Below are 21,572 nucleotides of genomic sequence, written 5' to 3' on the forward strand. Positions count from 1 at the left end.
GCTTAATTTATTTTTTGATAACCTTGGCATAAAACTTTACATTTGCCGAAGTAAAAAATTAAATCATATAATGAACATACCAGCTGAATTAAAATATACAAAGGATCATGAGTGGGTAAAAATCGATGGTGATATTGCTACTGTTGGCATTACCGATTTTGCGCAAGGGGAATTAGGAGATATTGTATACGTGGAAGTAGATACATTAGATGAGACCTTAGATCGCGAAGCTATCTTTGGAACCGTAGAGGCCGTCAAAACCGTATCTGATCTCTTTTCTCCATTATCTGGAGAAATCGTAGAGTTTAACGAGTCTTTGGAAGACGAGCCGGAGCAGGTAAATACCGATCCTTATGGTGCAGGATGGATGGTGAAGATCAAACTTTCCGATTCAAGTGAGATTGACGATTTATTAAGTGCGGAAGCCTATAAAGAAATTATTGGTGGCTAAAGCCCTTGTTTATAAACTTTTGTTCATAAGCTGGATGATGTTCGTAACATTTTTCAGCTTATTTTCTTTTTCGGATGTAGATACCTCAACGTTCAATATTCCACATTTGGATAAAGCCGTCCATTTTACATTTTATTTGGTAATGGTCATCATTGCATTCTTTGCCAAAACCAATGGTGGTGTTGTTAAGTTAGCTTCCTTTAAAGGGGTGATATACATTATGTTATTTGCAATATTGTACGGCATAGTTATTGAGGTATTACAGCATATGGCAACAACGGATAGACATGGCGATATATTGGATGCATTGGCTAATTCATGCGGGGCCATCGTAGGAATGTTCTTCATAAGGACGCGGTTTTTTACAAAGCCATCGTTAAAATGAAAATATTAGTTGCATTTTTATGGAATAATTAGTTAAATTAGCAATCACTAAATTGAATATATATGGAACCTAAAAAGAATCCTAAAGCGGATTTAACGAAGAACAGCAGCCTATACTTTGTTATTGGATTGTTCGCGGTAATGCTATTTACTTATGTTGCGTTTGAGTGGAAAACCTATGATGAGGTCAATGACTATGATATTTCTATGAACGTAGATGATTTATTGGATGAAGAGGTTCCAATGACAGAACAAATCAAAACTCCACCACCACCACCACCACCGGCAGCGCCTGAAATTATTGAGGTTGTCGAAGATGAGGAAGAAGTTGAGGAAACGGTAATTGAATCTACTGAAACTAGTCAAGAGGAAGAAATTGTAGAGGTTGAGGACGTTGTAGTAGAGGAAGTGGAAGAAGATGTAGATGTTCCTTTCGCGGTAATTGAAGATGTACCTGTATTTCCTGGTTGTGAAAATGAAAGTGACAAAAGAGCTTGTTTCAATACCATGATTCAAAAGCATATCGGTAAAAACTTCCGTTATCCAGAAATTGCCCAAGAAATGGGTGTGCAAGGTAGGGTTAGTGTAATGTTCGTTATCCAAAAGGATGGAACTATCGGTAACGTTAGAATGCGTGGACCAGACAAAAATTTGGAAAAGGAAGCTGCTAGAATTATCAACAAGCTTCCAAGAATGACACCTGGTAAGCAAAGAGGTAGAGCTGTACGTGTACCTTTTAGTATTCCGATCAATTTTAAATTACAATAGTACAAGTTACTATTCTTAATGATATAAAAATCCCGAGTAATACACTCGGGATTTTTTTTGTCCTAAGCATAAATGTTTTTTTTTGCTCCTATCTTTAATGTCATTTGATACATCTTGGCTTGATTTTATATTTTCTATCCGTATTGTTTTAACTGTGAATAACTATACTTTGTTTTAAGCCGTATAGTATTAAAAAAGGGGTTATGGTTGCAGAAATATCTCTTGGGGGTTATCTTTGTGGATCTATTAATCAAATTATGAAAACGGCTGTGGGTTCGGCGAAAAATAATGTGCTAGCATTAATGTTTGCCGATTTTAAGGAAATTACCAAAGCTAGGTTAGCTATAAGTGTCGTTTTCTCTTCTATTGCAGGATATTTTTTAGGTGCGTACGAAATTCAATGGGTTCAATTATTGTTATTGGCCTTTGGTGGCTATTGCATGGTTGGGGCAAGTAATGCCTATAACCAGGTTATTGAAAAAGATTTGGATGTATTGATGAAACGCACTAGGAACAGACCTGTTCCTGCAGGTAGAATGTCGGCGAATACAGCATTGGCCATTGCAGTAGTCTTGACATTGTTAGGAGTGGTGGCCCTCTATTTATTAAACCCCAAAACCGCTATGTTCGGGGCAATTTCAATCTTTCTATATACTAGTGTTTATACTCCTTTAAAGACCATTACCCCACTTGCGGTATTTGTAGGTGCCATACCTGGGGCCATACCCTTTATGTTAGGGTGGGTGGCGGCAACCAATGAATTTGGTATAGAGCCGGGAACACTTTTCATGATACAGTTTTTTTGGCAGTTTCCTCACTTTTGGGCTTTAGGATGGATGTTGGATGAGGATTATAAAAGTGGAGGGTTTAAAATGCTGCCAACAGGAAAAAAGGATGCGGCAACGGTATTACAGATTATTATGTATACCATATGGATGATGGTCATATCTGTTATTCCTGTTTTTGGTATTACGGGTAGATTGCGCCTGTCTATCGCAGCGGCGGTTTTAATATTTGTCATGGGTGCGGTAATGCTAGGGTTTGCATTTAAATTGTATAGACAAAGGGATAATGCCTCCGCAAGAAAATTAATGTTGGCAAGCGTTAGTTACATAACGTTAATGCAAATTGTATATGTAATCGATAAATTTTTAGCATAATATGGATTTAACACAGGGTACACCGGAAGATAAGAATGCAAGGGCAAAAAAGATGATGCTTTGGTTTGGAATCGTAAGTATGATCATGAGTTTTGCTGGATGGACAAGTGCCTATATCGTAAGTAGGTCTAGGGATGATTGGGCCAGTGATGTTGATTTACCCCAAGCATTTTTCTATAGTACCATCGTAATAATTTTAAGTAGTATCTCCTATTTTCTTGCAAAAAAATCTGTAAAGGAGGGTCAAGGAGATAGATCCAAACTATGGTTGTGGATTACATTAGGGCTAGGTATAGTTTTTATAGTATTGCAATTTCAAGGCTTTTCGCAATTAGTGGCTAATGGGTATTATTTTACAGGTCCTACTAGTAGTATAAAAATGTCATTTGTTTTTTTAATTGCCATGGTTCATATCCTGCATTTAGTTGCCGGTATCATATCCTTATTGGTAGTTATATACAATCATAGTAAGGGCAGGTATACTTCAACTAATTATTTAGGGTTGTCGTTAGGCGCAACTTTTTGGCATTTTCTAGATTTCCTATGGCTCTATTTAGTGCTATTTATGACCTTTGTAAAATAAAAAGTGTTTCAATTTAAGTTTTGGGCAAATTGCTCTTTTATATAGTTCAAAAAAATGTAAATTTGCTAAAGTTTTATTAAAACGATAATTAGTATATGAATTCTACGGTGACAACGGCAGAGGAAACAAACGTTTGGGGTGGTGGTAACCAGCCATTGGGAGCAAGCTACGGTAAATTAATGATGTGGTTTTTCCTGGTATCGGATGCTTTAACATTTTCAGGCTTTTTGGCGGCCTATGGTTTTTCAAGATTTAAATTTATTGAAACATGGCCCATTGCGGACGAGGTATTTACCCACGTTCCTTTTTTTCATGGTAACTATCCTATGATATATGTTGCCTTTATGACCTTTATTTTGATTATGTCGTCCGTTACTATGGTGTTGGCTGTGGATGCTGGTCATAAAATGAAAAAGAATGCCGTAATCTGGTATATGTTCGCTACTATTATTGGTGGTGCTATTTTCGTTGGTTCCCAAGCATGGGAATGGGGAACGTTCATAAAGGGTGATCACGGAGCGTTAGAGACTAAAGGTGGTAGAATTTTACAGTTCGTAAAGGCTGATAGTGGCGAACGTGCTGCATTAAGGGATTTTGCAGTGACTATTCCTGGTGAAAGGGTGGCACATGAAAGAAAGAACGGTATTTGGTTTTTTGATGAAGGCGAACTTCCAACCTACTCCTTAAACGAGGTGATAGAAGGTTTTAAAGCTGATCCAAATATTTTGATAAGAACTGAGTTGATCAATGAGGAAGGGGAAAAAACCCTTTTGGACAGAAAGGCGTCATTAGCCAAATTGGCAGATGCTACTATGGTCGTAGAAGGAGCCAACCTTATAAGAAATGAATATGGTAGCAGACTTTTTGCGGATTTCTTCTTCTTTATAACAGGTTTCCACGGTTTTCACGTATTTTCTGGTGTGGTGATCAATATCATTATATTCTTTAATGTTATTTTGGGTACCTACGAGAGAAGGGGGCACTATGAAATGGTTGAAAAAATTGGTCTATACTGGCACTTTGTAGATTTGGTGTGGGTATTTGTATTTACCTTTTTCTACTTGGTTTAATTTAAGACAGGGCAATAGTTCTACGATAGATATATTTAAAAGATTGTATTAAAATGGCACACGGGCATAAATTGGAAATTTTTAGGGGACTTGTTAAGTTTAAGTCCAATACACAAAAGATTTGGGGAGTTTTAGCGTTTCTAACGCTAATAACTGCAGTAGAGGTTGTTTTAGGTATTATAAAGCCAGTATCCTTAACAGATACCTACTTTTTGGGTATGAAGTTAATTAACTGGATATTTATTATTCTAACCTTGGTAAAGGCTTACTATATTGCATGGGATTTTATGCACCTAAGGGATGAAAAAGCATCGCTTAGAAGAGCAATTGTCTGGACTCCTATTTTCTTGATTATTTACCTGGTCTTTATATTGCTGGTAGAAGCGGATTATATTTATAATGTCTATAAAGACGGCTTTGTTAGTTGGAATTTCTAAGGTATTATTAACAGAATTAAAAGACGGTCTTAATACCGTCTTTTTTATTTTTGTATAGTTTCTTTTTTAAGCTGATTTTGGCGGGTACGGCAATGGATTGTATGCTAAACGCATTTATTTAATATGAAGAAGACCTTTATACTTGTTGTTTTATTTGTGCTTCCTATAGTAGCATACCTATTTTTTGCCAGTGGTGTAAATAATTTTGGCAGATTGCCTGTGCTTACTGAAAATATCAGGGAATTGAACGTTGTGGACAGTGAGGTCAAATTTAAGGACCATATCACCATATTGGGTTTTTTGGGTTCTAGTGTAGATAATAGAAAAGGAAATGCCTTTAACTTAAATCAGAAAATATATAAACGCTTTCACGAGTTTAAGGATTTTCAATTTGTAATGATGCTACCATATGGTGCGGAAGAAAAATCCAAAGAACTTAAAGAAGAACTTGCAACTTTGGCAGATGTAGAAAAATGGCATTTTGTATTTGACAGTCCCGAAAAAATCAAAGCGGTTTTTGAAAGTCTACAAACGGATATTTCATTAGGTGAAGATTTGGGTTCACCTTATGTATTTGTCATAGATAAGGACTTGGCACTTCGTGGGCGTACGGATGATGAGGATGATGGTACCAAGTACGGTTTTAATTCTAGCTTGGTGTCGGATCTGAACAATAAAATGGTAGATGATGTCAAAATTGTATTGGCAGAATATAGACTGGCACTGAAAAAGAATAACGCAGAAAGAACCAAGTAATGAATAAGAAATATACATATGTATGGGTGTCATTGATTGTTCTTATTTTTGGAATTATCGTCATACCTCGTATTGTAGATAGAATGTCTGCCGGCACGGTTGTTCAGAATGATAGGCTAAACGGTGTTATTTCAAAACAAACGGATGATTTAGGTTATATCTTGCTAAATGGAAAGAAACGAAGGGTGCCTTCCTTTTCTTTTGTAAACCAAGATAGTGTTGTGGTTACGGATAAGGATTATTTGGGCAAGGTGTACGTTGTGGATTTTTTCTTTACAAGATGTCCAAGTATATGTCCTGTAATGACCACAAACCTTGTTAGTTTACAGAACAACTTCAAAGAAAACAATGAGTTTGGTATTGCATCATTTTCCATTACACCAGAGTTTGATACCCCATCGGTTTTGAGGCAATATGCCCAAAAATATAACATTAATACCGAAGTCTGGAATTTGCTGACTGGGGATAAAGAAGCCATTTATGATTTGGCCAATGGTGGGTTCAATATTTTTGCTGCGGAAATGCCTGAGGTTCCTGGCGGATTTGAGCATTCCGGTCTGTTTGCATTAGTTGACAAAGAGGGATATCTTCGTTCTAGGAAGGATGAATTTGGTAATCCTATTGTGTATTACAGAGGGGCAATCCTGGAACAGGAAAAAACCAATGATCATGGCGAGACAGAGGAAATAGGTATTTTAAGGACCGATATTAAAAAATTGTTACAAGAATAAACGAAAATGTATGCAAGGGAAAGTTTCAGATGAACGGAATTTTAATAGGATGATTACGGTGGTTTCCATTGTAATCCCTGTTGTGGTAGCCTTACTTTTTGGAATTAAAATACCTAATGTGGCCCCATTATCTTTTTTGCCACCTATTTATGCAGCTATAAATGGTTTAACGGCAGTTTTATTATTGGTTGCGGTATGGGCCATAAAAAATGGTAATCAAAAATTACATCAAAATTTAATGACCGCCAACATTGTGTTATCGTTACTTTTTTTGGTGATGTATATTGCATACCATATGACTTCAGATTCCACTCCATTTGGTGGTGATGGCTTAATTTCATATGTATATTACTTTATTCTCATAACCCATATCATACTTTCCATAGCATTGATTCCTTTAGTGTTGAGAACTTATGCAAAAGCTTATCTTAAAAAATTTGAGGAACATAGGTCCTTGGCCAGATATACGTTTCCTGTTTGGTTGTATGTTGCGGTAACAGGGGTCGTAGTTTATTTAATGATATCTCCTTATTATGCTTACTAAAAAAATTATACTACTTATAATCATAGCCTTTGTATGTTTTCCTATAGATATGGATGCGCAATGTGCAATGTGTAGGGCGGTTTTGGAAAGCGAGTCTACTGGTAAGGCTGCGGAAGGTATCAATAACGGCATTGTTTATTTAATGGCGGTACCCTATGTATTGGTCGGTGGTCTGTTCTATTTCATCTATCGAAAAATGCGTACAACCTAATATGCGAATATTTTTTACCATTTAAGTGTAACAAACTTTAAATTGATTAGTCTTATAGTTGTGCAATAGCAATATTGCGCTCATCAATCAATCAAACTAATCAATCATATGTTCGATCTAGAACGTTGGCAGGAAATTTTCGATACTATTCGCAAGAATAAACTGCGCACTTTCCTAACGGGTCTTTCCGTAGCTTCCGGAATCTTTATTTTGGTCATCTTATTGGGGTTTGGGCAAGGTATGCAAAATGGTATCGCCAAGGAGTTTGAACAAGATGCGGCTACCAGTGTTTGGGTGTGGCCGGGAGTTACTACCAAGGAATATAAGGGTATGAATCCTGGTAGGCGAATACAATTGCGCAATGAAAACTATGATTTTGCGGCTGTATTGCTGGCTGACAAAATTGAACATAAATCACCTCGACTATTTGTTAGAAATTCCTTTGTCAACTACGGTAAGGAATCATTGGCGTACAATGTACAAGGGGTAAGTGCCCAATTTCAGTTCATTGAGAATGAGTTTATGTCACAAGGTCGGTTTCTTAACCAGCAAGATGTAGACTTAAAATCAAAGGTTGCCATTATCAGCAATAAAATAAAGCGGGAGGTTTTTAAGGACATTGAAAGCCCTATTGGTGAAATCCTTGATATATCCGGTATTTCTTTTAAGATTGTTGGGGTTTATGGAGATATTGGAGGAGAGCGGGAAGAGGACCGCATCTATATTCCTATAAGCACGGCACAGCAAGTTTTCAATGGGGCGGACTATATTAATAACTTGGCCTATACATTACCTCCAGCCAAGGATTTTGAGACTGCCGTGGTACAATCCATTCAATTTAAAAATGCAATAAAATCTTATCTACAACAGGCGCATACCGTTGCTCCGGATGACACCAGTGCAATACAGGTCTATAATCCTATGGAAGAGGCAAAACGTTTTTATTCCCTTATGGGGGGCATTAAGTTTTTCTTTTGGTTTGTAGGTGTCTGTACCATTATTGCGGGTATTGTGGGGGTGAGCAATATTATGCTTATAGTAGTTAAGGAAAGAACTAGGGAAATAGGCATACGAAAGGCATTGGGGGCCAAACCATGGTCCATAGTCGGTATGATATTGCATGAGGCTATTTTTATAACGGCAATAGCTGGTTTCTCTGGTCTTATTCTTAGTATGGGGCTATTGGAACTTGTAGGTCCCCATATAGAAGTTGACTATATACTCAATCCTTCCGTAGATTTTAATGTTGCATTGACTACGGTAATCGTATTGGTTGTGGCAGGTGCCATTGCAGGTTTTTTTCCTGCTTGGCGAGCGGCCAGAATCCATGTGATTGAAGCATTGCGTGATGAGTAGTATGTTAAGCACCACCGTTTGTAGTTGGATTAGTATTGGAATTAAATAAAGTAAACATGTTTAACCGAGACCGTTGGAAGGAAATTATGGAAGTCTTGTCAGGCAACGTCTTTAGAACGCTGGCAACCTCTTTTGGTGTGGGTTGGGGTGTATTTATCCTAATTATTTTATTGGCGGCCGGTAAAGGGTTGGAGAACGGTATACGGGCAGATTTTGGGGATATTGCCACCAATACGATGTTTATGTGGTCACGAAGTACCACAATGCCCTATAAAGGGTTACCTAAAGGAAGACAATTTCAGTTTAAGATAGAAGATGTTCAAGCTATTAGGGATAATGTGCCAAACTTACGTTTTATTTCCCCTCGTAATCAGTTAGGAGGTTTTGGTGGCGGAAATAATGTGGTAAGGGGACTTAAAATAGGGGCCTTTAATATCTATGGGGACTATCCGGAAATTATTCGCCAAGAACCCATGACCATCACATCGGGCAGATTTATTAACCAGAACGATATTGAGGACAAAAGAAAAATAGCGGTAATAGGGGACGGCGTACAAAACGAGCTTTATGATAAAGGTGAACAGGTTCTGGGAACCTATATAAAAATTCAGGGGGTCAACTTTATGGTCGTAGGTACTTATCAAAAAAAGAGCGAGGGTGGAGGTGAAGAAGGGCAAAAGGAAATTTTTGTACCGTTTACGGCTTTTTCCCAAGCCTTTAATATGGGGAATAATGTGGGTTGGATGGCCATAACAGCTCAAGATGGTAGCTCTATTAGTGATTTAAAGGAGAAAATTGTGAGTGTAGTCAAAGAAAAAAGGCGGGTACATCCAGATGATAAACGTGCTGTAGGCTATTTTGATCTCTATGAACAATTTAATAGGGTTGAGAGCCTTTTTGGGGCACTGCGGTGGGTGGCTTATTTTGTTGGAGTACTAGTCCTATTATCCGGAATTATAGGGGTGAGCAACATCATGTTGATCGTAATCAAAGAACGCACCAAGGAAATTGGTATCCGTAGGGCATTGGGAGAAGCACCTTGGTCTATTAAAAAACAGATATTGATGGAATCTATTTTCTTGACCATTATTTCCGGTATGATAGGTATTGTATTTGGCGCATCATTTATATATGGCGTGAATGCACTTTTAGATTCGGTCGGTCCCGTAGATATGTTCATAAATCCGAGTGTAAGCCTTGGGGTGGTGATAAGTGCATTGATCATCTTGGTCTTTTCAGGATTGCTTGCAGGCTTTATACCTGCCCAAAGCGCTATAAAAATTAGGCCTATAGAGGCATTAAGAACAGAATAATTACAATGATAAAATTATAACCAATCAAAAAATGAAAAAATCAGCAACTATTGTCATTCTTTTAATTATTGTTTTGGCCTTTGGTGGGTCTATGTATTATTTGTATCAAAAAAATGCTGAGGACCCGGTTGTTTATCAGACAGAAGAACCGTCCAAGCAGACGATTATAAGAAAAACGATGGCTACCGGTAGTATTTTACCTCTAGAGGAAGTATTGATCAAACCTAATATTTCTGGGGTAATAGATGAAATATTTGTAGAGGGCGGGGATTATGTACAGTCCGGTGATTTATTATGTACCATAAAGGTAGTGCCAAATTTAAGTGCATTGAACGATGCAAGAAACAATATTGATGAAGCCAAGATAAATTTGGATGATCAAGCAAGAAATTTGGCACGGCAAAAAAGCCTGTTTGAGAAAGGTGTAATATCAAAGGTGGATTTAGAGCGAGCAGAAGTAACCTATAATCAGGCAAAGCAATCTTTCGCTGCCGCAAATAAGCGCTTTGATATTGTTAAGACCGGTACAACGGCCGGGTACGGTAATGCCGCAAATACGCAAATAAGGGCCACGGTAAGTGGTATGGTACTAGAAGTACCTGTGGAAGTGGGCAACCAGGTTATAGAAAGCAACAATTTTAACGAGGGCACTACTATTTCGGCTATTGCGGATGTGGACAAAATGATATTTGAAGGAAAGGTCGATGAATCCGAAGTAGGCAAGATAAAGGAAAATCTACCTTTGGAAATTACGGTTGGTGCCATTGAGGACAAAGTTTTTGATGCGGTTCTTGATTATATTGCCCCAAAGGGTAATGAAGAGAACGGCGCCATACAATTTGAAATTAAAGGCACCCTTAAAAAGCAGGATAGTGTATTCATTAGGGCCGGACTTAGCGCTAATGCCTCAATTATCCTTGCACGAGCGGACAGTGTTTTGGCCGTAAAGGAGGCATTGGTCCAATTTGACGACAAAACCAAAAAACCATTTGTGGAAATTGCAACCGGTGACCAGAAATTTGAGCGTAAGGATATTGAACTGGGCATAAGCGACGGTATTTACGTGCAAATAAATTCAGGTATCAAAGAAGGTGACAAAATTAAGGTTTGGAACGAGGTCAAGCCAGATGAATTTGCCCAAAATCAATAAATTAAAAAAAATCCAAGAATTGATGTAACAATCTTAATCTCCCATAGTCTAACCTAAAGACAATGCTTAGGATTGTTCAAAACCATAACCAACATGATTCAAATTAAAGATCTTCACAAGTCCTATAAAATGGGCAAAAACTCGCTTCACGTTTTAAAAGGTATAAATTTTAACGTTGAGGAAGGTGAATTGGTAGCTATAATGGGTTCCTCCGGTTCCGGAAAATCTACGTTATTGAATATACTAGGTATGTTGGATAGTTCAGATACCGGGGAATATATTTTGGATAATGTACCTATTAAAAACTTGAATGAAACCAAGGCAGCACGCTATAGGAACAAGTTTTTAGGTTTTGTTTTTCAGTCCTTTAATTTAATTAATTATAAAAGTGCGGCAGAGAATGTAGCGCTGCCCCTGTACTACCAAAAGGTACCAAGAAAGGAACGCCAAGAAAAAGCATTGAAATATTTGGAACAAGTTGGACTAAAGGAATGGGCCTCTCATTTACCCAGTGAGCTTTCCGGTGGACAAAAACAACGTGTTGCCATTGCTAGGGCATTGGCAGCAGAACCAAAGGTATTGCTTGCAGATGAGCCTACAGGAGCTTTGGATAGTAAGACCTCCTATGAGGTAATGGACCTTATCCAGAAAATTAACGATCAGGGAAATACTATTTTAATAGTTACGCATGAACCGGATATTGCAGATATGTGTAAACGTATAGTGCATTTAAAGGATGGTGTGATCATAGAGGATAAGAAAATTGAACAGGTAAGGGCAGAACAATATGTTTGATCGCGATATTTGGCAGGAAATTTATCATAGTATCAGCAATAATAAGCTACGTACATTTTTAACGGGATTTTCCGTTGGATGGGGTATTTTTATTTTAGTGATGCTGCTTGCTAGCGTTAATGGAATGCAGAACGGTTTTACCATGCAGTTCAGTGATGATGCCACTAATTCAATTTTTGTACGTACCGGTACTACATCTATGGCATATGGTGGTTTTGAGGCCGGTAGAAGAATACAGCTTACCAATGACGATATAGAATATATTAAGCGCAGCTTTCCAAACGACATTGAATACATTAGCCCAAGGGTATATCAAAGTACTTCTGCTCGTTATAGAAGTGAAACTGGTAGCTATAATATACAGGCAGTTTATCCAGATCATCAAGCTATTGAGAAAACAATCGTAAATAAGGGAAGGTACATCAATACCAATGATTTGCTCAATGCCTCTAAAGTAGCGGTTATTGGAAGAAAGGTAGAGGAAGACCTATTTAAGGGAGAAGATGCTATAGGTAAATTTGTTGAGTTTAATGGCTTGCCGTTTAGGGTCATAGGTACTTTTACGGATGATGGCGACGATAATGCGGAGCGTGGAATATATGCACCAACAAGTACTTTTCAAAAAATGTATGGGCAGACAGATCATATAGACCAGATTTCCTTAACCTATAACCCTACTTATGACCTAACCAAAGCATTGGAATTTTCTGAACGATTGGAAAGTGTATTTAAGCGCAGATTTAAGATTGCACCTCAAGATCAGGCCGGATTGCGAATTTTTAATTATGCCGAAGTTTTTGAGGATATCAGCAATTTTACCGGAGGTCTTGATATTGCCGTAATTATTGTAGGTCTATTGATTTTGCTTTCGGGTATTGTGGGTATAGGCAATATAATGGTATTCATCATTAAGGAACGTACCAAGGAAATTGGAGTAAGGAAAGCCTTGGGTGCAGAACCTTGGTCTATTATAAAATTAGTGTTGTTTGAGTCTGTCTTTATAACCGCTTTGTCCGGTTTTATTGGGTTGGGCATTGCTACCGCATTACTGGCCGCAGTGGGCCCCAATATTCAATCTGGTGCATTTGCAAACCCGTCGGTAAGTATGTCCATTGTAGTCACGGCAACAATAATATTAGTGGTAGCAGGTGTCTTGGCGGGACTTATACCGGCTATGAAAGCAGCAAAGGTTAAACCAATTGTAGCGTTAAGCGATAAATAATATGTGGATTCTAGATAAAGATTTATGGTCGGAAATTTTTGCCACTTTGGGCAAGAATCTTTTTCGCACTTTTTTAACCATGCTGGGTGTAATTATCGCCATGATTATTTTGGTTTTGCTTTTAGGAGGGGCAAATGGTATGAGCAACGGATTCCAGAAAATATTTGCCGGTACGGCTTCAAACAGTCTTTTTATATGGAGCCAAAGTACTTCTGAACCTTATAAAGGTTTTGAAAGAGGTCGTAGAATTCAATTTAAATTAGAGGATGCAACCATACTCAAGGAGCAGATAGAGGAAATAGAAGTGTTGGCTCCAAGAATTGAATTAGGAAGCCACAGGGGTATAGTTACCGTATATAGAAATGGGTTGACCAGTGGTTCATCCGTGTATGGTGATTATCCCAATATTGATGATATCATGAAGAAGAAACTTGTGGAAGGCAGGTTTTTGAACGAAAATGATATGGAAGATTTTAAAAAGGTGTGCGTTATAGGTGAGGAAACCTATAAACTTCTTTTTGATAAAGGGGAAAATGCTATTGGTGAGGATGTCAGGATAAACGGGGTGTTCTTTAATATCGTTGGTATTTACAAGCCCAACCAGAATATCAATATTGATGGTGAAAATTCGGTATATATTCCTTTTTCCACATTTCAAAAAGCATTTGGATCAGGAGATAGAATGGGTTGGATGGCAATTTCGGTAAAACCAGATGTAAAGGTACCTGTAGTAGAAAGTCAGATCAAACGATTGTTAAAAAACAAATATGATATCAATCCAATAGATGAAAGGGCTATTGGAAGCTTTGACCTGTCTGAGGTGTTTAATAACGTAACATCGTTTACAACGGTATTGCAAGGAGTGTCATTTTTTGTAGGTATACTAACACTTCTTGCCGGGGTTATTGCGATCAGTAATATTCTTTTGATTACGGTAAAGGAACGCACAAAGGAAATTGGCATACGCCGCGCCTTGGGGGCGACTCCTAGAGTCGTAAAAAGACAGATTGTTTTGGAATCTATAGTAATAACCGTGTTTGCAGGATTTGTAGGCTTTGCCATAGCTGTTGGGTTTTTAGCGATAGCCAATAATATGATAGGGGAAAATAGTGATATGCCCTTTTATAATCTTATGATCAGTATACCGCAGTTTATAGTATCATTCGTCTTAATGGTAGGCCTAAGTGTTTTAATAGGATTGATTCCGGCCAATAGGGCAATTAGAATAAAACCGATAGATGCATTGCGGGAAGAATAACAAACCAGAGAATAGAAAATAAATAACAATCAAATAGTTGAGCATGAACAAGTATGTAAAGTACGGATTACTAGGAGTGGCGGTAATAGGGATATTGGCTGCAGTGGTCTATTTTTTAAAGAAAAATAGTACTCCTCTAAAGACATATGAAACGGAGCAAGTTGCAAAAAGGGATATTGTAAACAAGGTTGTGGTTACCGGTAAGGTTATTCCAGAAGATGAAATAGAGATCAAGCCCCAAATTTCGGGAATTATTGAAAAAGTATACTTGGAAGAAGGAGCTCAGGTAAAAGCGGGAGATTTGATCGCTACCATTAAGGTGGTGCCCAATGAACAATCCTTAAACCAAGCAAAAGGACGTGTAAACAATGCCAAAATTGCACTGGGGAATACCAAGGTTGAATATGAAAGAAACAAAACTTTGTTTGATAAGGGTGTTATCTCCAGCCAAGATTTCAATGCGCTTAAATTAAGCTATGATCAAGCGGTGCAGGAACTGGAAAATGCACAGGCAGACTACCAGATAATCCGGGTGGGATCCGCAGGAGGCTCATCCAGCGCCAATACGAATATTAGGGCTACGGTAACGGGTACGTTATTGGAAATTCCTGTTGAGGTAGGTGATCAGGTCATTGAAAGTAACAATTTTAACGATGGTACTACTATAGCCACCATTGCGGATATGTCCAAAATGATATTTGAAGGAGAAGTAGACGAGGCAGAAGTAGGAAAGTTAAAAGTTGGTATGCCGTTGGAAATTAGTATGGGGGCGTTACAGGATGAAACGTTCAAGGCAAAATTAAAGTTTATTGCTCCTAAGGGGGTAGAGGAAGAAGGTGCCGTACAGTTTAAGATAGAAGGAGATTTGGTGGTTACGGACAGTACCAATGTTAGGGCGGGCTATAGCGCTAATGCAGCTATAGTTCTGGAAGAAAAGAAAGATGTGCTTTCTATTAAAGAAGCATTGCTGCAGTTTGATAAGGAAACCAATAAACCTTACGTGGAAGTTGAAACCGGCGAAAATGAATTTGAAAAGAGAGAATTGGTGTTAGGGGTCAGTGATGGTATCGATGTAGAGATCATTTCCGGTATTGATGAGAATGCCAAGATTAAAATTTGGAACAAGTTAGATGCCAAGAGTGTTGACAATGGTGCTAACCAATAAGTAAATAATCAATCAAATCAAAAAACGAAACCTGTAGCCAAACTTAGGTTCGGTTCAAAAAAGAAAACAAATGAAAGTAAAAATAACAGGACTACTATTATTGTTTTCTGTTGTGGTAGTTACGGCCCAACAGAAAAAATGGACCTTGGAAGAATGTATTTTGTATGCAGAAGAGAATAATATAAGTATTGCGCAATCTGAACTTGATTTTGAAGAAGCAAAGATCGGTGAGTCTGATGCCTTTGGGAATTTTTTGCCCAACGCAAATGCCAGTGTTACAACTTCTGCCAATACCGGTCTGTCTTTTGACCCTACAACCCAAGAACCGGTAACTACAACAATATTAACGGCCAACGGTGGTTTAAGTTCTAATGTGAATTTATTTAATGGGTTAAGAAATATCAATAGGTTAAGAAGAGCAAAAATGAATTCCTTGGCCAATCAATATCGCTTGGATGACCTCAAGGACGATATACGTTTAAATGTCGCTTTTGCGTATTTAAATATTATTTCCGCAAAAGAAACTTTGGTTACCCAAAAAGCACAATATGCCGTTACTGAACAAGATTTAAAAAGAACTTCCGAACTTGTGGATGCAGGTGTTCTGCCCAAAGGAGATTTGTTGGAAATTGAAGCAACGGCAGCAGGTCAAGAACAGCAAATCGTTCTTACGGAGAACCAAGTAATTATCGCAAAAATAAGTTTAGCCCAATTATTGCAAATTACAGATTATGATAATTTTGATATAGCGGAAATCGATATAGATGTTCCGCAATCAGAAATTCTTATTCAAACCCCTAAGGAGATTTTTGCAAAAGCTTTATCTTTTAGAAATGATATAAAATTTTCAGAAAGTAATGTGGCTCTTGCTGAACAAGATTTAAAAATATCCAAAGGCGCTTTATTGCCAACACTTGTAGGTTTCTTTAATTATAACACCAGGTATTCCGATCAAGAACGTTTTAATAATATTACTGGGCTTTTAGAGAGAGAAAGCTTCTCAAACCAGTTGTGGCAGAATGATGGTATTTCTTATGGCGTACAGCTGAATGTTCCAATTTTTAATCGTTTTGAAAATAAGAACAATATTAAGCGTGCAGAAATAAATATTTTACGCTCTCAATTACAATTAGAGGAGAATAAATTACAATTGGAGACCGATGTCAACCAAGCCTATGTTGATGTAAAAAGTTTTGCCAAAGCTTACGAAGCAGCTGAAAAAACGTTAGAGGCTAGGAGATTGGCCTATGACTACTCAAAGGAAAGGTATGATGTTGGACTAATGAACGCATTTGATTTTAGCCAAGCACAATCTAGAGTGGATAATGCAGAAGCAGATGTAATAAGAACCAAATACGATTATATTTTTAGAATAAAAGTTCTTGAGTTCTATTTTGGGATACCGCTTTCCTTAAACTAATATAATCACATAATTTAAAGGCCTGTAACATTTACGTGTTACAGGCTTTTTCATTTTATAGGATGTAATACCTTTGCAATATGGGCTTAATATTAAATTTAGAGACATCTTCTACCAATTGTTCCGTTTGTGTCGCTAAAGACGGAATAATCCTTGCGATTAGAGAATTAAATTCAGCTAACTATTCGCATGCGGAGAAATTGCATGTGTTTATTGAGGAAGTAATTGAAGAAGCCACTATTAAAATGGATGATATAGAAGCTATAGCGGTCAGTAAGGGCCCAGGTTCTTATACAGGACTTCGAATAGGAGTTTCGGCGGCAAAAGGGCTGTGTTATGCTCTAGGTATACCTTTGATTTCTATTTCTACATTGAAAAGCATGGCATCACAAATAGTGGATATTGAAAATAATGCGGTTGTAGTTCCGGTATTGGATGCTAGGCGGATGGAAGTATATTCCGCAGTTTTTAATTACCAAATGAACCAAGTACGAGATACAAAAGCTGAAATAATCGATGAACATTCTTTTCAAGAATATTTAGGAGGCGCAACAGTTCATTTCGTAGGTAGTGGAGCGGAAAAAATAAAAGGTGTTTTGAATACAGGTACAGTTATTTTCCACACACATATAGTTCCTTCTTCCAAAGAAATGGCCTTACTTTCCTTTGATAAGTTCAAAGAACAGAAATTTGAGGATGTAGCTTATTTTGAACCTTATTATTTAAAGGATTTTGTATTGCAGACTAAAAAAGTATCGAATACCTAGTTATTTGGACTAAAGCATTGTATTATCATTGTCCAAAGTGTTATAATAGTTCAATAACCTGATGATATCTTCCTGTAACCTAAGGTTTAGATCGTTCTGTTTAATGTATTTTTTTAAATTATCGCTATTGCCGCCCAACAATTTTAAAACAGATTTTTTGTTCAATTTTATTTCTATTGCTGGATGATCACCTTGCTGTATATAATATAAGGAGACGTCCATATACTTTGCAGGTTTATATACATCATATCCATTCTCAGGGTTTTCAGCTTGTAAGAATATTTTCTTTGGTTTTAATAATAGACGCGTATAACCTTCATTTAGGGGATTAAAATACCCAGCTTTTATTTGACCCATGCTCTTGTAATTCCTCACCATATACATGGTACCATCAATATTGGCTATTATATTTTCCCTTCTTAACAATGTACGTACGGAACCATTTTCGTTTTTTATTTCTATGGCATCTTGGTATGCGTTGTACCTCATTAACCCATCATTTTTATAGTTTCCGTTAATAATGGTGGTTCCCTTCTTGAACAGCTCGTTTACATAGGGAGTACCTTCTATGGGCACTTCATAATAGGACATGCCCATTTGTGCCGTGGTCATTAATCCACTAGAATTTCCAATAGGTTGTACACTTTGCGAAAGAACAATTTGTGTCATCAAAAACAGGAAAGAAAATAATTTGTACATGGCGTCTAATTTTATTAAATATACAAATTAAAGCATTGATTTACAATAGTATACAAAAAAACCTCCAAAAGGAGGTTCTTAAGTGTTTTTTAGAATTAACTCTTTAGTTGAGTCACCACACGTTGTGGGAACGGAATTTCAATTCCTGCAGCATCAAATCTATATTTTATTTCTTCCAACACATAAAAATGTGCAGCCCAAAAATCTGGGTTGTTTGCCCAGAAACGTAAGGTTAGGTTTACCGAGCTATCAGCTAGTTCACCAACGTAAACTTCTGGGGCTGGTGCTTTAAGGATGGTATCGCGTTCATTAACTATAGCCAGCAGAATTTCCTTTGCCTGTTTTATATTTGAACCATAACCTATACCTACATCAATTTTATCTCTTCTGGTGTCTAATGCATTATAATTGATAATTGTGTTATTTGATAATTGACCATTTGGTATTACCGCAATCTGGTTCCCAAAGGTGCTCACTTTAGTCGTGAAAATTGAAATTTCCCTTACTGTTCCATCTACACCTTGAGCAGAAATAAAATCACCTATTCTAAATGGTTTAAACAATAATATAAGTACACCTCCGGCAAAGTTGGCCAAAGAACCCTGTAGGGCCAAACCAATTGCCAGTCCGGCAGAGGCAAGAATGGCTACCAAAGACGTGGTCTGTACACCTAGTTGGGTAATTACCAAAACAAACAGAATTATTTTAAGGGCTATACTGATAAAACTCTGTAAAAAAGTTTCCAGGGCAAGGTCATAATCCTTTCTAAGAAAAAACTTGCGTACCATTTTATTGATGAACCTAATAATATACGTTCCTAAAACCAATAAAATAATGGCGATTATAACATTAGGCAATACGGCCCACATCCATTCTAGTGCTTTGTCCGCATGCTCTTGAAGATTCATGATCTTGTCCATAACTACATTTAAAATTTTAATTTTTATAAAAGTTTACCAGGGAATTCAAGTTTATCTATATGGAAAGTAGACCAATTTCAGGGAAATTATGTAAGTAGATTCAATGCATCCTCTACACGTTCTACCGGTAAATGACAAGTGCCGTTGTGGCACACATATATCATTGTTTTATCTTCAACATATCGATTTTTAAACAGTGGAAATTCACTGGTTTTTACATCTGAAGCAGCAAAGATAGTATATGGTAAATAGCTCTTTTGCATTTTTTTGCAAATGCGTTCATAATTTTCACCTATAACGACCACTTCATAGAATTTTTCGTTCATCAATGAGGAAACATGAAGCCAATTGGCGTGATTTTGTGGATTTTCCAATATAGTCGCATGCATAGTACCCATCATTTGTTCCAGCCGATCTTGGTAACTTTCTTCTGGGTAGTACTTGGACAACTTTAAAAGATTTAGGGCCATAATGGAATTGGAGGACGGAATAACATTATCTGCAACTTCAATGGTATTTCTGATCAACGATTCCCCATTTATTGCCGTAAAATAAAATAATCCTGTTTTTGGATCCGTAAAATTTTCGATCACAATTTTGGTGAGCTCCACACTTTTATTCATCCAGAATAAATTAAAAGTGGCTTCATAAAGTCCTAAAAATCCTTCTATTACGGCGGCATAATCTTCTAGGAAGCCAGAAATTGTACTTTTACCATTTTTATGGTTGCGATATAATATACCGTTGGCCTTGAGCATTTGGTTTACAATGAAATTACCGTTGTTGACGGCAAGGTCCAAGATATCGGAATTTCCTAAATAGTTATAGGCATCCGTTAAACCCTTTAAAGCCAAGCCGTTCCAGCTGGTCAATATTTTATCATCCAATCTGGGTTTGGCCCTTAGTTGGCGTTGGATCTTTAACTGCGTTAGATTTTTTGATATATTTTCAACTACTACATTTGTATTAAGATTATGTTTTTCTGCAATTGATGCTGCCTCATCATCCCGGATCAATACATAATTGTCATCTTCCCAATAGCCGTAGGAATTGATATTGAAATAATCACTAAAAAGAGTGAAGTCCTCCTGAAGCAACTGTTTTAATTCCGCCTCTGTCCAAACATAATAGGCTCCTTCTTCCAATGTACCTTTGGGGGTAAGGCTGTCAGCATCCAAAGAGGAATAAAACCCATGGTTTTCGTCAAGTAGTTCTTCCTTGAGGAAATTAATACATTGAAGGGCTACATTTTTATAAAGCGCATTAGAATCCGCGGCAAAAGCTTTTGAATATAAACTGATCAATAATCCATTGTCATAGAGCATTTTTTCAAAATGGGGTACATGCCACTTGGTATCTACTGCATACCTGGAGAAACCACCTCCAACATGGTCAAAAATTCCGCCCCAGGCCATTCTGGTCAATGTGGTCGCAACATATTCCTTTACCATCTGGTCCTGTTGGGTTTGACCATAGTGCAAGAGGAAATTGATATTTACGGGCATCATAAATTTTGGAGCACGTTTATACCCTCCTAAATAAGTATCAAAATAGGCGGACCATGTAGTAACAACTTCTGCTAAGGTTGTAGCTGAAATATTTTGCACGGAGCTTTCTGCAGAAATCGAATTGATTTCCTTTAGACCCTGGTGCATATTGGTGGCATACCCTATTATTTTATTTGGCTCATTTTCATACAGTTGTTGTAATTGGTTCAATACCTGGATCCATTGGTCTTTCTTTACGAAGGTGGCTCCCCAAAAAGGTCTTCCGTCCGGCAAGGCCAAAATATTAAGAGGCCAACCACCACTACCGGTCATCATTTGCAATGCATCCATGTATATATGGTCTATGTCGGGTCTTTCTTCCCTGTCTACCTTTATATTGATGAAATTTTTATTCATGGTCATTGCCACATCCTCATCTTCAAAACATTCATGTTCCATAACATGGCACCAATGACATGCGGCATAACCAATACTGATCAAGATCAATTTATTTTCATTCTTGGCCTTGAGCAATGCTTTTTGGCTCCAGGCTACCCAATTTACTGGGTTATGCGCATGTTGCAATAAATATGGACTGCTTTCATGAATGAGATCGTTGGTATAAGGTGCTTGCATAATTACTATGTTTATGGTACAGTTCTGAACAAAAAAAAGCGCCAAAAGGCGCTTTTATATACAATCTGTTAATATTACTTTACTTCAAAAGTTATTTTAACATTTACCCGGTAGTTTTTGATTTTACCATCTTCTACCGTGGCGCTTTGCTCGTTAATATAAACGGATTTGATATTTTTTACTGATTTTGCTGCTTCTTCTACAGCTTTTTTTGCTGCATCTTCCCAGCCATTATCAGAATTTGCCAATATTTCAATTACTTTTAAAACTGCCATGTTATTCTATTTTT

The 21,572-nt window shown here is 37.3% G+C and carries 24 protein-coding genes; 20 read left to right on the forward strand and 4 right to left on the reverse strand.

All coding sequences use genetic code 11. The annotated features are described in order from the left end of the window. The first annotated feature begins 70 nt into the window (after positions 1–70). From gcvH to tsaB, 20 genes are all read left to right on the forward strand, one after another. Positions 71–451: a glycine cleavage system protein GcvH gene (gene gcvH / locus CHB68_RS02880; protein WP_089259345.1), complete on the forward strand. Its 381-nt coding sequence runs from the start codon at positions 71–73 to the stop codon at positions 449–451. Further along, a complete protein-coding gene (locus CHB68_RS02885; RefSeq protein ID WP_143815163.1) occupies positions 444–836 on the forward strand; it encodes a VanZ family protein in 393 nt (130 codons plus the stop codon). The genes gcvH and CHB68_RS02885 overlap by 8 nt, the downstream gene beginning before the upstream one ends. Positions 837–898: 62 nt before the next feature. Next, positions 899–1,603 (forward strand): energy transducer TonB, encoded by a 705-nt coding sequence (locus CHB68_RS02890; protein ID WP_089259347.1) that lies wholly within the window; start codon positions 899–901, stop codon positions 1,601–1,603. A 257-nt stretch (positions 1,604–1,860) separates the two neighbouring features. Further along, positions 1,861–2,763, forward strand: a complete 903-nt coding sequence (cyoE, locus tag CHB68_RS02895; protein WP_089259757.1) for a heme o synthase — start codon at positions 1,861–1,863, stop codon at positions 2,761–2,763. 1 nt (position 2,764) lies between these two features. After that, positions 2,765–3,346: a cytochrome c oxidase subunit 3 gene (locus CHB68_RS02900; protein ID WP_089259348.1), complete on the forward strand. Its 582-nt coding sequence runs from the start codon at positions 2,765–2,767 to the stop codon at positions 3,344–3,346. Between the two features lie 95 nt (positions 3,347–3,441). Further along, a complete protein-coding gene (locus CHB68_RS02905; protein WP_089259349.1) occupies positions 3,442–4,416 on the forward strand; it encodes a cytochrome c oxidase subunit 3 in 975 nt (324 codons plus the stop codon). Between the two features lie 53 nt (positions 4,417–4,469). Continuing rightward, a complete protein-coding gene (locus tag CHB68_RS02910) occupies positions 4,470–4,853 on the forward strand; it encodes a cytochrome C oxidase subunit IV family protein (RefSeq protein ID WP_089259350.1) in 384 nt (127 codons plus the stop codon). Positions 4,854–4,976: 123 nt separating this feature from the next. Beyond that, positions 4,977–5,609, forward strand: coding sequence for a hypothetical protein (locus CHB68_RS02915; protein WP_089259351.1), 633 nt, complete (start codon positions 4,977–4,979; stop codon positions 5,607–5,609). Beyond that, the gene (locus CHB68_RS02920; RefSeq protein WP_089259352.1) at positions 5,609–6,340 is read left to right on the forward strand and encodes an SCO family protein; all 732 of its coding nucleotides are present in this window, start codon (positions 5,609–5,611) and stop codon (positions 6,338–6,340) included. Before CHB68_RS02915 ends, CHB68_RS02920 begins: the two co-directional genes overlap by 1 nt. A 10-nt stretch (positions 6,341–6,350) precedes the next feature. Continuing rightward, positions 6,351–6,884 (forward strand): DUF420 domain-containing protein, encoded by a 534-nt coding sequence (locus tag CHB68_RS02925; protein WP_089259353.1) that lies wholly within the window; start codon positions 6,351–6,353, stop codon positions 6,882–6,884. Next, positions 6,874–7,095: a hypothetical protein gene (locus tag CHB68_RS02930; RefSeq protein ID WP_089259354.1), complete on the forward strand. Its 222-nt coding sequence runs from the start codon at positions 6,874–6,876 to the stop codon at positions 7,093–7,095. Before CHB68_RS02925 ends, CHB68_RS02930 begins: the two co-directional genes overlap by 11 nt. Before the next feature lie 108 nt (positions 7,096–7,203). Beyond that, on the forward strand, positions 7,204–8,451 hold the full coding sequence (locus CHB68_RS02935; RefSeq protein ID WP_089259355.1) for an ABC transporter permease: 1,248 nt from the start codon (positions 7,204–7,206) through the stop codon (positions 8,449–8,451). A 56-nt stretch (positions 8,452–8,507) separates the two neighbouring features. Continuing rightward, the gene (locus CHB68_RS02940; protein ID WP_089259356.1) at positions 8,508–9,764 is read left to right on the forward strand and encodes an ABC transporter permease; all 1,257 of its coding nucleotides are present in this window, start codon (positions 8,508–8,510) and stop codon (positions 9,762–9,764) included. A gap of 31 nt (positions 9,765–9,795) precedes the next feature. Beyond that, positions 9,796–10,914 (forward strand): efflux RND transporter periplasmic adaptor subunit, encoded by a 1,119-nt coding sequence (locus CHB68_RS02945; protein WP_089259357.1) that lies wholly within the window; start codon positions 9,796–9,798, stop codon positions 10,912–10,914. Between the two features lie 93 nt (positions 10,915–11,007). Then, a complete protein-coding gene (locus CHB68_RS02950; RefSeq protein WP_089259358.1) occupies positions 11,008–11,709 on the forward strand; it encodes an ABC transporter ATP-binding protein in 702 nt (233 codons plus the stop codon). After that, a complete protein-coding gene (locus CHB68_RS02955) occupies positions 11,702–12,931 on the forward strand; it encodes an ABC transporter permease (RefSeq protein WP_089259359.1) in 1,230 nt (409 codons plus the stop codon). The genes CHB68_RS02950 and CHB68_RS02955 overlap by 8 nt, the downstream gene beginning before the upstream one ends. A gap of 1 nt (position 12,932) precedes the next feature. Then, on the forward strand, positions 12,933–14,189 hold the full coding sequence (locus tag CHB68_RS02960; protein WP_089259360.1) for an ABC transporter permease: 1,257 nt from the start codon (positions 12,933–12,935) through the stop codon (positions 14,187–14,189). Positions 14,190–14,232: 43 nt separating this feature from the next. Then, a complete protein-coding gene (locus CHB68_RS02965) occupies positions 14,233–15,354 on the forward strand; it encodes an efflux RND transporter periplasmic adaptor subunit (protein WP_089259361.1) in 1,122 nt (373 codons plus the stop codon). A 70-nt stretch (positions 15,355–15,424) separates the two neighbouring features. After that, positions 15,425–16,774, forward strand: coding sequence for a TolC family protein (locus CHB68_RS02970; RefSeq protein WP_089259362.1), 1,350 nt, complete (start codon positions 15,425–15,427; stop codon positions 16,772–16,774). A gap of 80 nt (positions 16,775–16,854) precedes the next feature. After that, entirely contained in the window at positions 16,855–17,541 is a 687-nt protein-coding gene (gene tsaB / locus CHB68_RS02975) for a tRNA (adenosine(37)-N6)-threonylcarbamoyltransferase complex dimerization subunit type 1 TsaB (protein ID WP_089259363.1), read from the forward strand. 9 nt (positions 17,542–17,550) lie between these two features. Here the strand turns inward: tsaB and CHB68_RS02980 are convergent, their stop codons facing one another. The 4 genes from CHB68_RS02980 to CHB68_RS02995 form a co-directional block, all read right to left on the reverse strand. Continuing rightward, the gene (locus CHB68_RS02980; RefSeq protein ID WP_089259364.1) at positions 17,551–18,240 is read right to left on the reverse strand and encodes a hypothetical protein; all 690 of its coding nucleotides are present in this window, start codon (positions 18,238–18,240) and stop codon (positions 17,551–17,553) included. A gap of 95 nt (positions 18,241–18,335) precedes the next feature. Continuing rightward, entirely contained in the window at positions 18,336–19,160 is an 825-nt protein-coding gene (locus CHB68_RS02985) for a mechanosensitive ion channel family protein (RefSeq protein WP_089259365.1), read from the reverse strand. Positions 19,161–19,246: 86 nt separating this feature from the next. After that, complete coding sequence (locus CHB68_RS02990) at positions 19,247–21,283, reverse strand: thioredoxin domain-containing protein (protein ID WP_089259366.1); 2,037 nt, start codon at positions 21,281–21,283, stop codon at positions 19,247–19,249. 74 nt (positions 21,284–21,357) lie between these two features. Then, positions 21,358–21,558 (reverse strand): dodecin family protein, encoded by a 201-nt coding sequence (locus CHB68_RS02995; RefSeq protein ID WP_089259367.1) that lies wholly within the window; start codon positions 21,556–21,558, stop codon positions 21,358–21,360. Between the last annotated feature and the right edge of the window lie 14 nt (positions 21,559–21,572).

It is taken from the genome of Maribacter sedimenticola, from assembly GCF_900188415.1.
Classification (GTDB): Bacteria; Bacteroidota; Bacteroidia; order Flavobacteriales; family Flavobacteriaceae; genus Maribacter; species Maribacter sedimenticola.

What these genes read in the sequence shown, in the direction of transcription:
- gcvH (WP_089259345.1), top strand. Translation starts at nt 71, where the DNA reads ATGAACATACCAGCTGAATTAAAATATACAAAGGATCATGAGTGGGTA.
- CHB68_RS02890 (WP_089259347.1), top strand. Translation starts at nt 899, where the DNA reads ATGGAACCTAAAAAGAATCCTAAAGCGGATTTAACGAAGAACAGCAGC.
- cyoE (WP_089259757.1), top strand. Translation starts at nt 1,861, where the DNA reads ATGAAAACGGCTGTGGGTTCGGCGAAAAATAATGTGCTAGCATTAATG.
- CHB68_RS02900 (WP_089259348.1), top strand. Translation starts at nt 2,765, where the DNA reads ATGGATTTAACACAGGGTACACCGGAAGATAAGAATGCAAGGGCAAAA.
- CHB68_RS02905 (WP_089259349.1), top strand. Translation starts at nt 3,442, where the DNA reads ATGAATTCTACGGTGACAACGGCAGAGGAAACAAACGTTTGGGGTGGT.
- CHB68_RS02910 (WP_089259350.1), top strand. Translation starts at nt 4,470, where the DNA reads ATGGCACACGGGCATAAATTGGAAATTTTTAGGGGACTTGTTAAGTTT.
- CHB68_RS02915 (WP_089259351.1), top strand. Translation starts at nt 4,977, where the DNA reads ATGAAGAAGACCTTTATACTTGTTGTTTTATTTGTGCTTCCTATAGTA.
- CHB68_RS02920 (WP_089259352.1), top strand. Translation starts at nt 5,609, where the DNA reads ATGAATAAGAAATATACATATGTATGGGTGTCATTGATTGTTCTTATT.
- CHB68_RS02925 (WP_089259353.1), top strand. Translation starts at nt 6,351, where the DNA reads ATGCAAGGGAAAGTTTCAGATGAACGGAATTTTAATAGGATGATTACG.
- CHB68_RS02930 (WP_089259354.1), top strand. Translation starts at nt 6,874, where the DNA reads ATGCTTACTAAAAAAATTATACTACTTATAATCATAGCCTTTGTATGT.
- CHB68_RS02935 (WP_089259355.1), top strand. Translation starts at nt 7,204, where the DNA reads ATGTTCGATCTAGAACGTTGGCAGGAAATTTTCGATACTATTCGCAAG.
- CHB68_RS02940 (WP_089259356.1), top strand. Translation starts at nt 8,508, where the DNA reads ATGTTTAACCGAGACCGTTGGAAGGAAATTATGGAAGTCTTGTCAGGC.
- CHB68_RS02945 (WP_089259357.1), top strand. Translation starts at nt 9,796, where the DNA reads ATGAAAAAATCAGCAACTATTGTCATTCTTTTAATTATTGTTTTGGCC.
- CHB68_RS02950 (WP_089259358.1), top strand. Translation starts at nt 11,008, where the DNA reads ATGATTCAAATTAAAGATCTTCACAAGTCCTATAAAATGGGCAAAAAC.
- CHB68_RS02955 (WP_089259359.1), top strand. Translation starts at nt 11,702, where the DNA reads ATGTTTGATCGCGATATTTGGCAGGAAATTTATCATAGTATCAGCAAT.
- CHB68_RS02960 (WP_089259360.1), top strand. Translation starts at nt 12,933, where the DNA reads ATGTGGATTCTAGATAAAGATTTATGGTCGGAAATTTTTGCCACTTTG.
- CHB68_RS02965 (WP_089259361.1), top strand. Translation starts at nt 14,233, where the DNA reads ATGAACAAGTATGTAAAGTACGGATTACTAGGAGTGGCGGTAATAGGG.
- CHB68_RS02970 (WP_089259362.1), top strand. Translation starts at nt 15,425, where the DNA reads ATGAAAGTAAAAATAACAGGACTACTATTATTGTTTTCTGTTGTGGTA.
- tsaB (WP_089259363.1), top strand. Translation starts at nt 16,855, where the DNA reads ATGGGCTTAATATTAAATTTAGAGACATCTTCTACCAATTGTTCCGTT.
- CHB68_RS02980 (WP_089259364.1), bottom strand. Translation starts at nt 18,240, where the DNA reads ATGTACAAATTATTTTCTTTCCTGTTTTTGATGACACAAATTGTTCTT.
- CHB68_RS02985 (WP_089259365.1), bottom strand. Translation starts at nt 19,160, where the DNA reads ATGGACAAGATCATGAATCTTCAAGAGCATGCGGACAAAGCACTAGAA.
- CHB68_RS02990 (WP_089259366.1), bottom strand. Translation starts at nt 21,283, where the DNA reads ATGCAAGCACCTTATACCAACGATCTCATTCATGAAAGCAGTCCATAT.
- CHB68_RS02995 (WP_089259367.1), bottom strand. Translation starts at nt 21,558, where the DNA reads ATGGCAGTTTTAAAAGTAATTGAAATATTGGCAAATTCTGATAATGGC.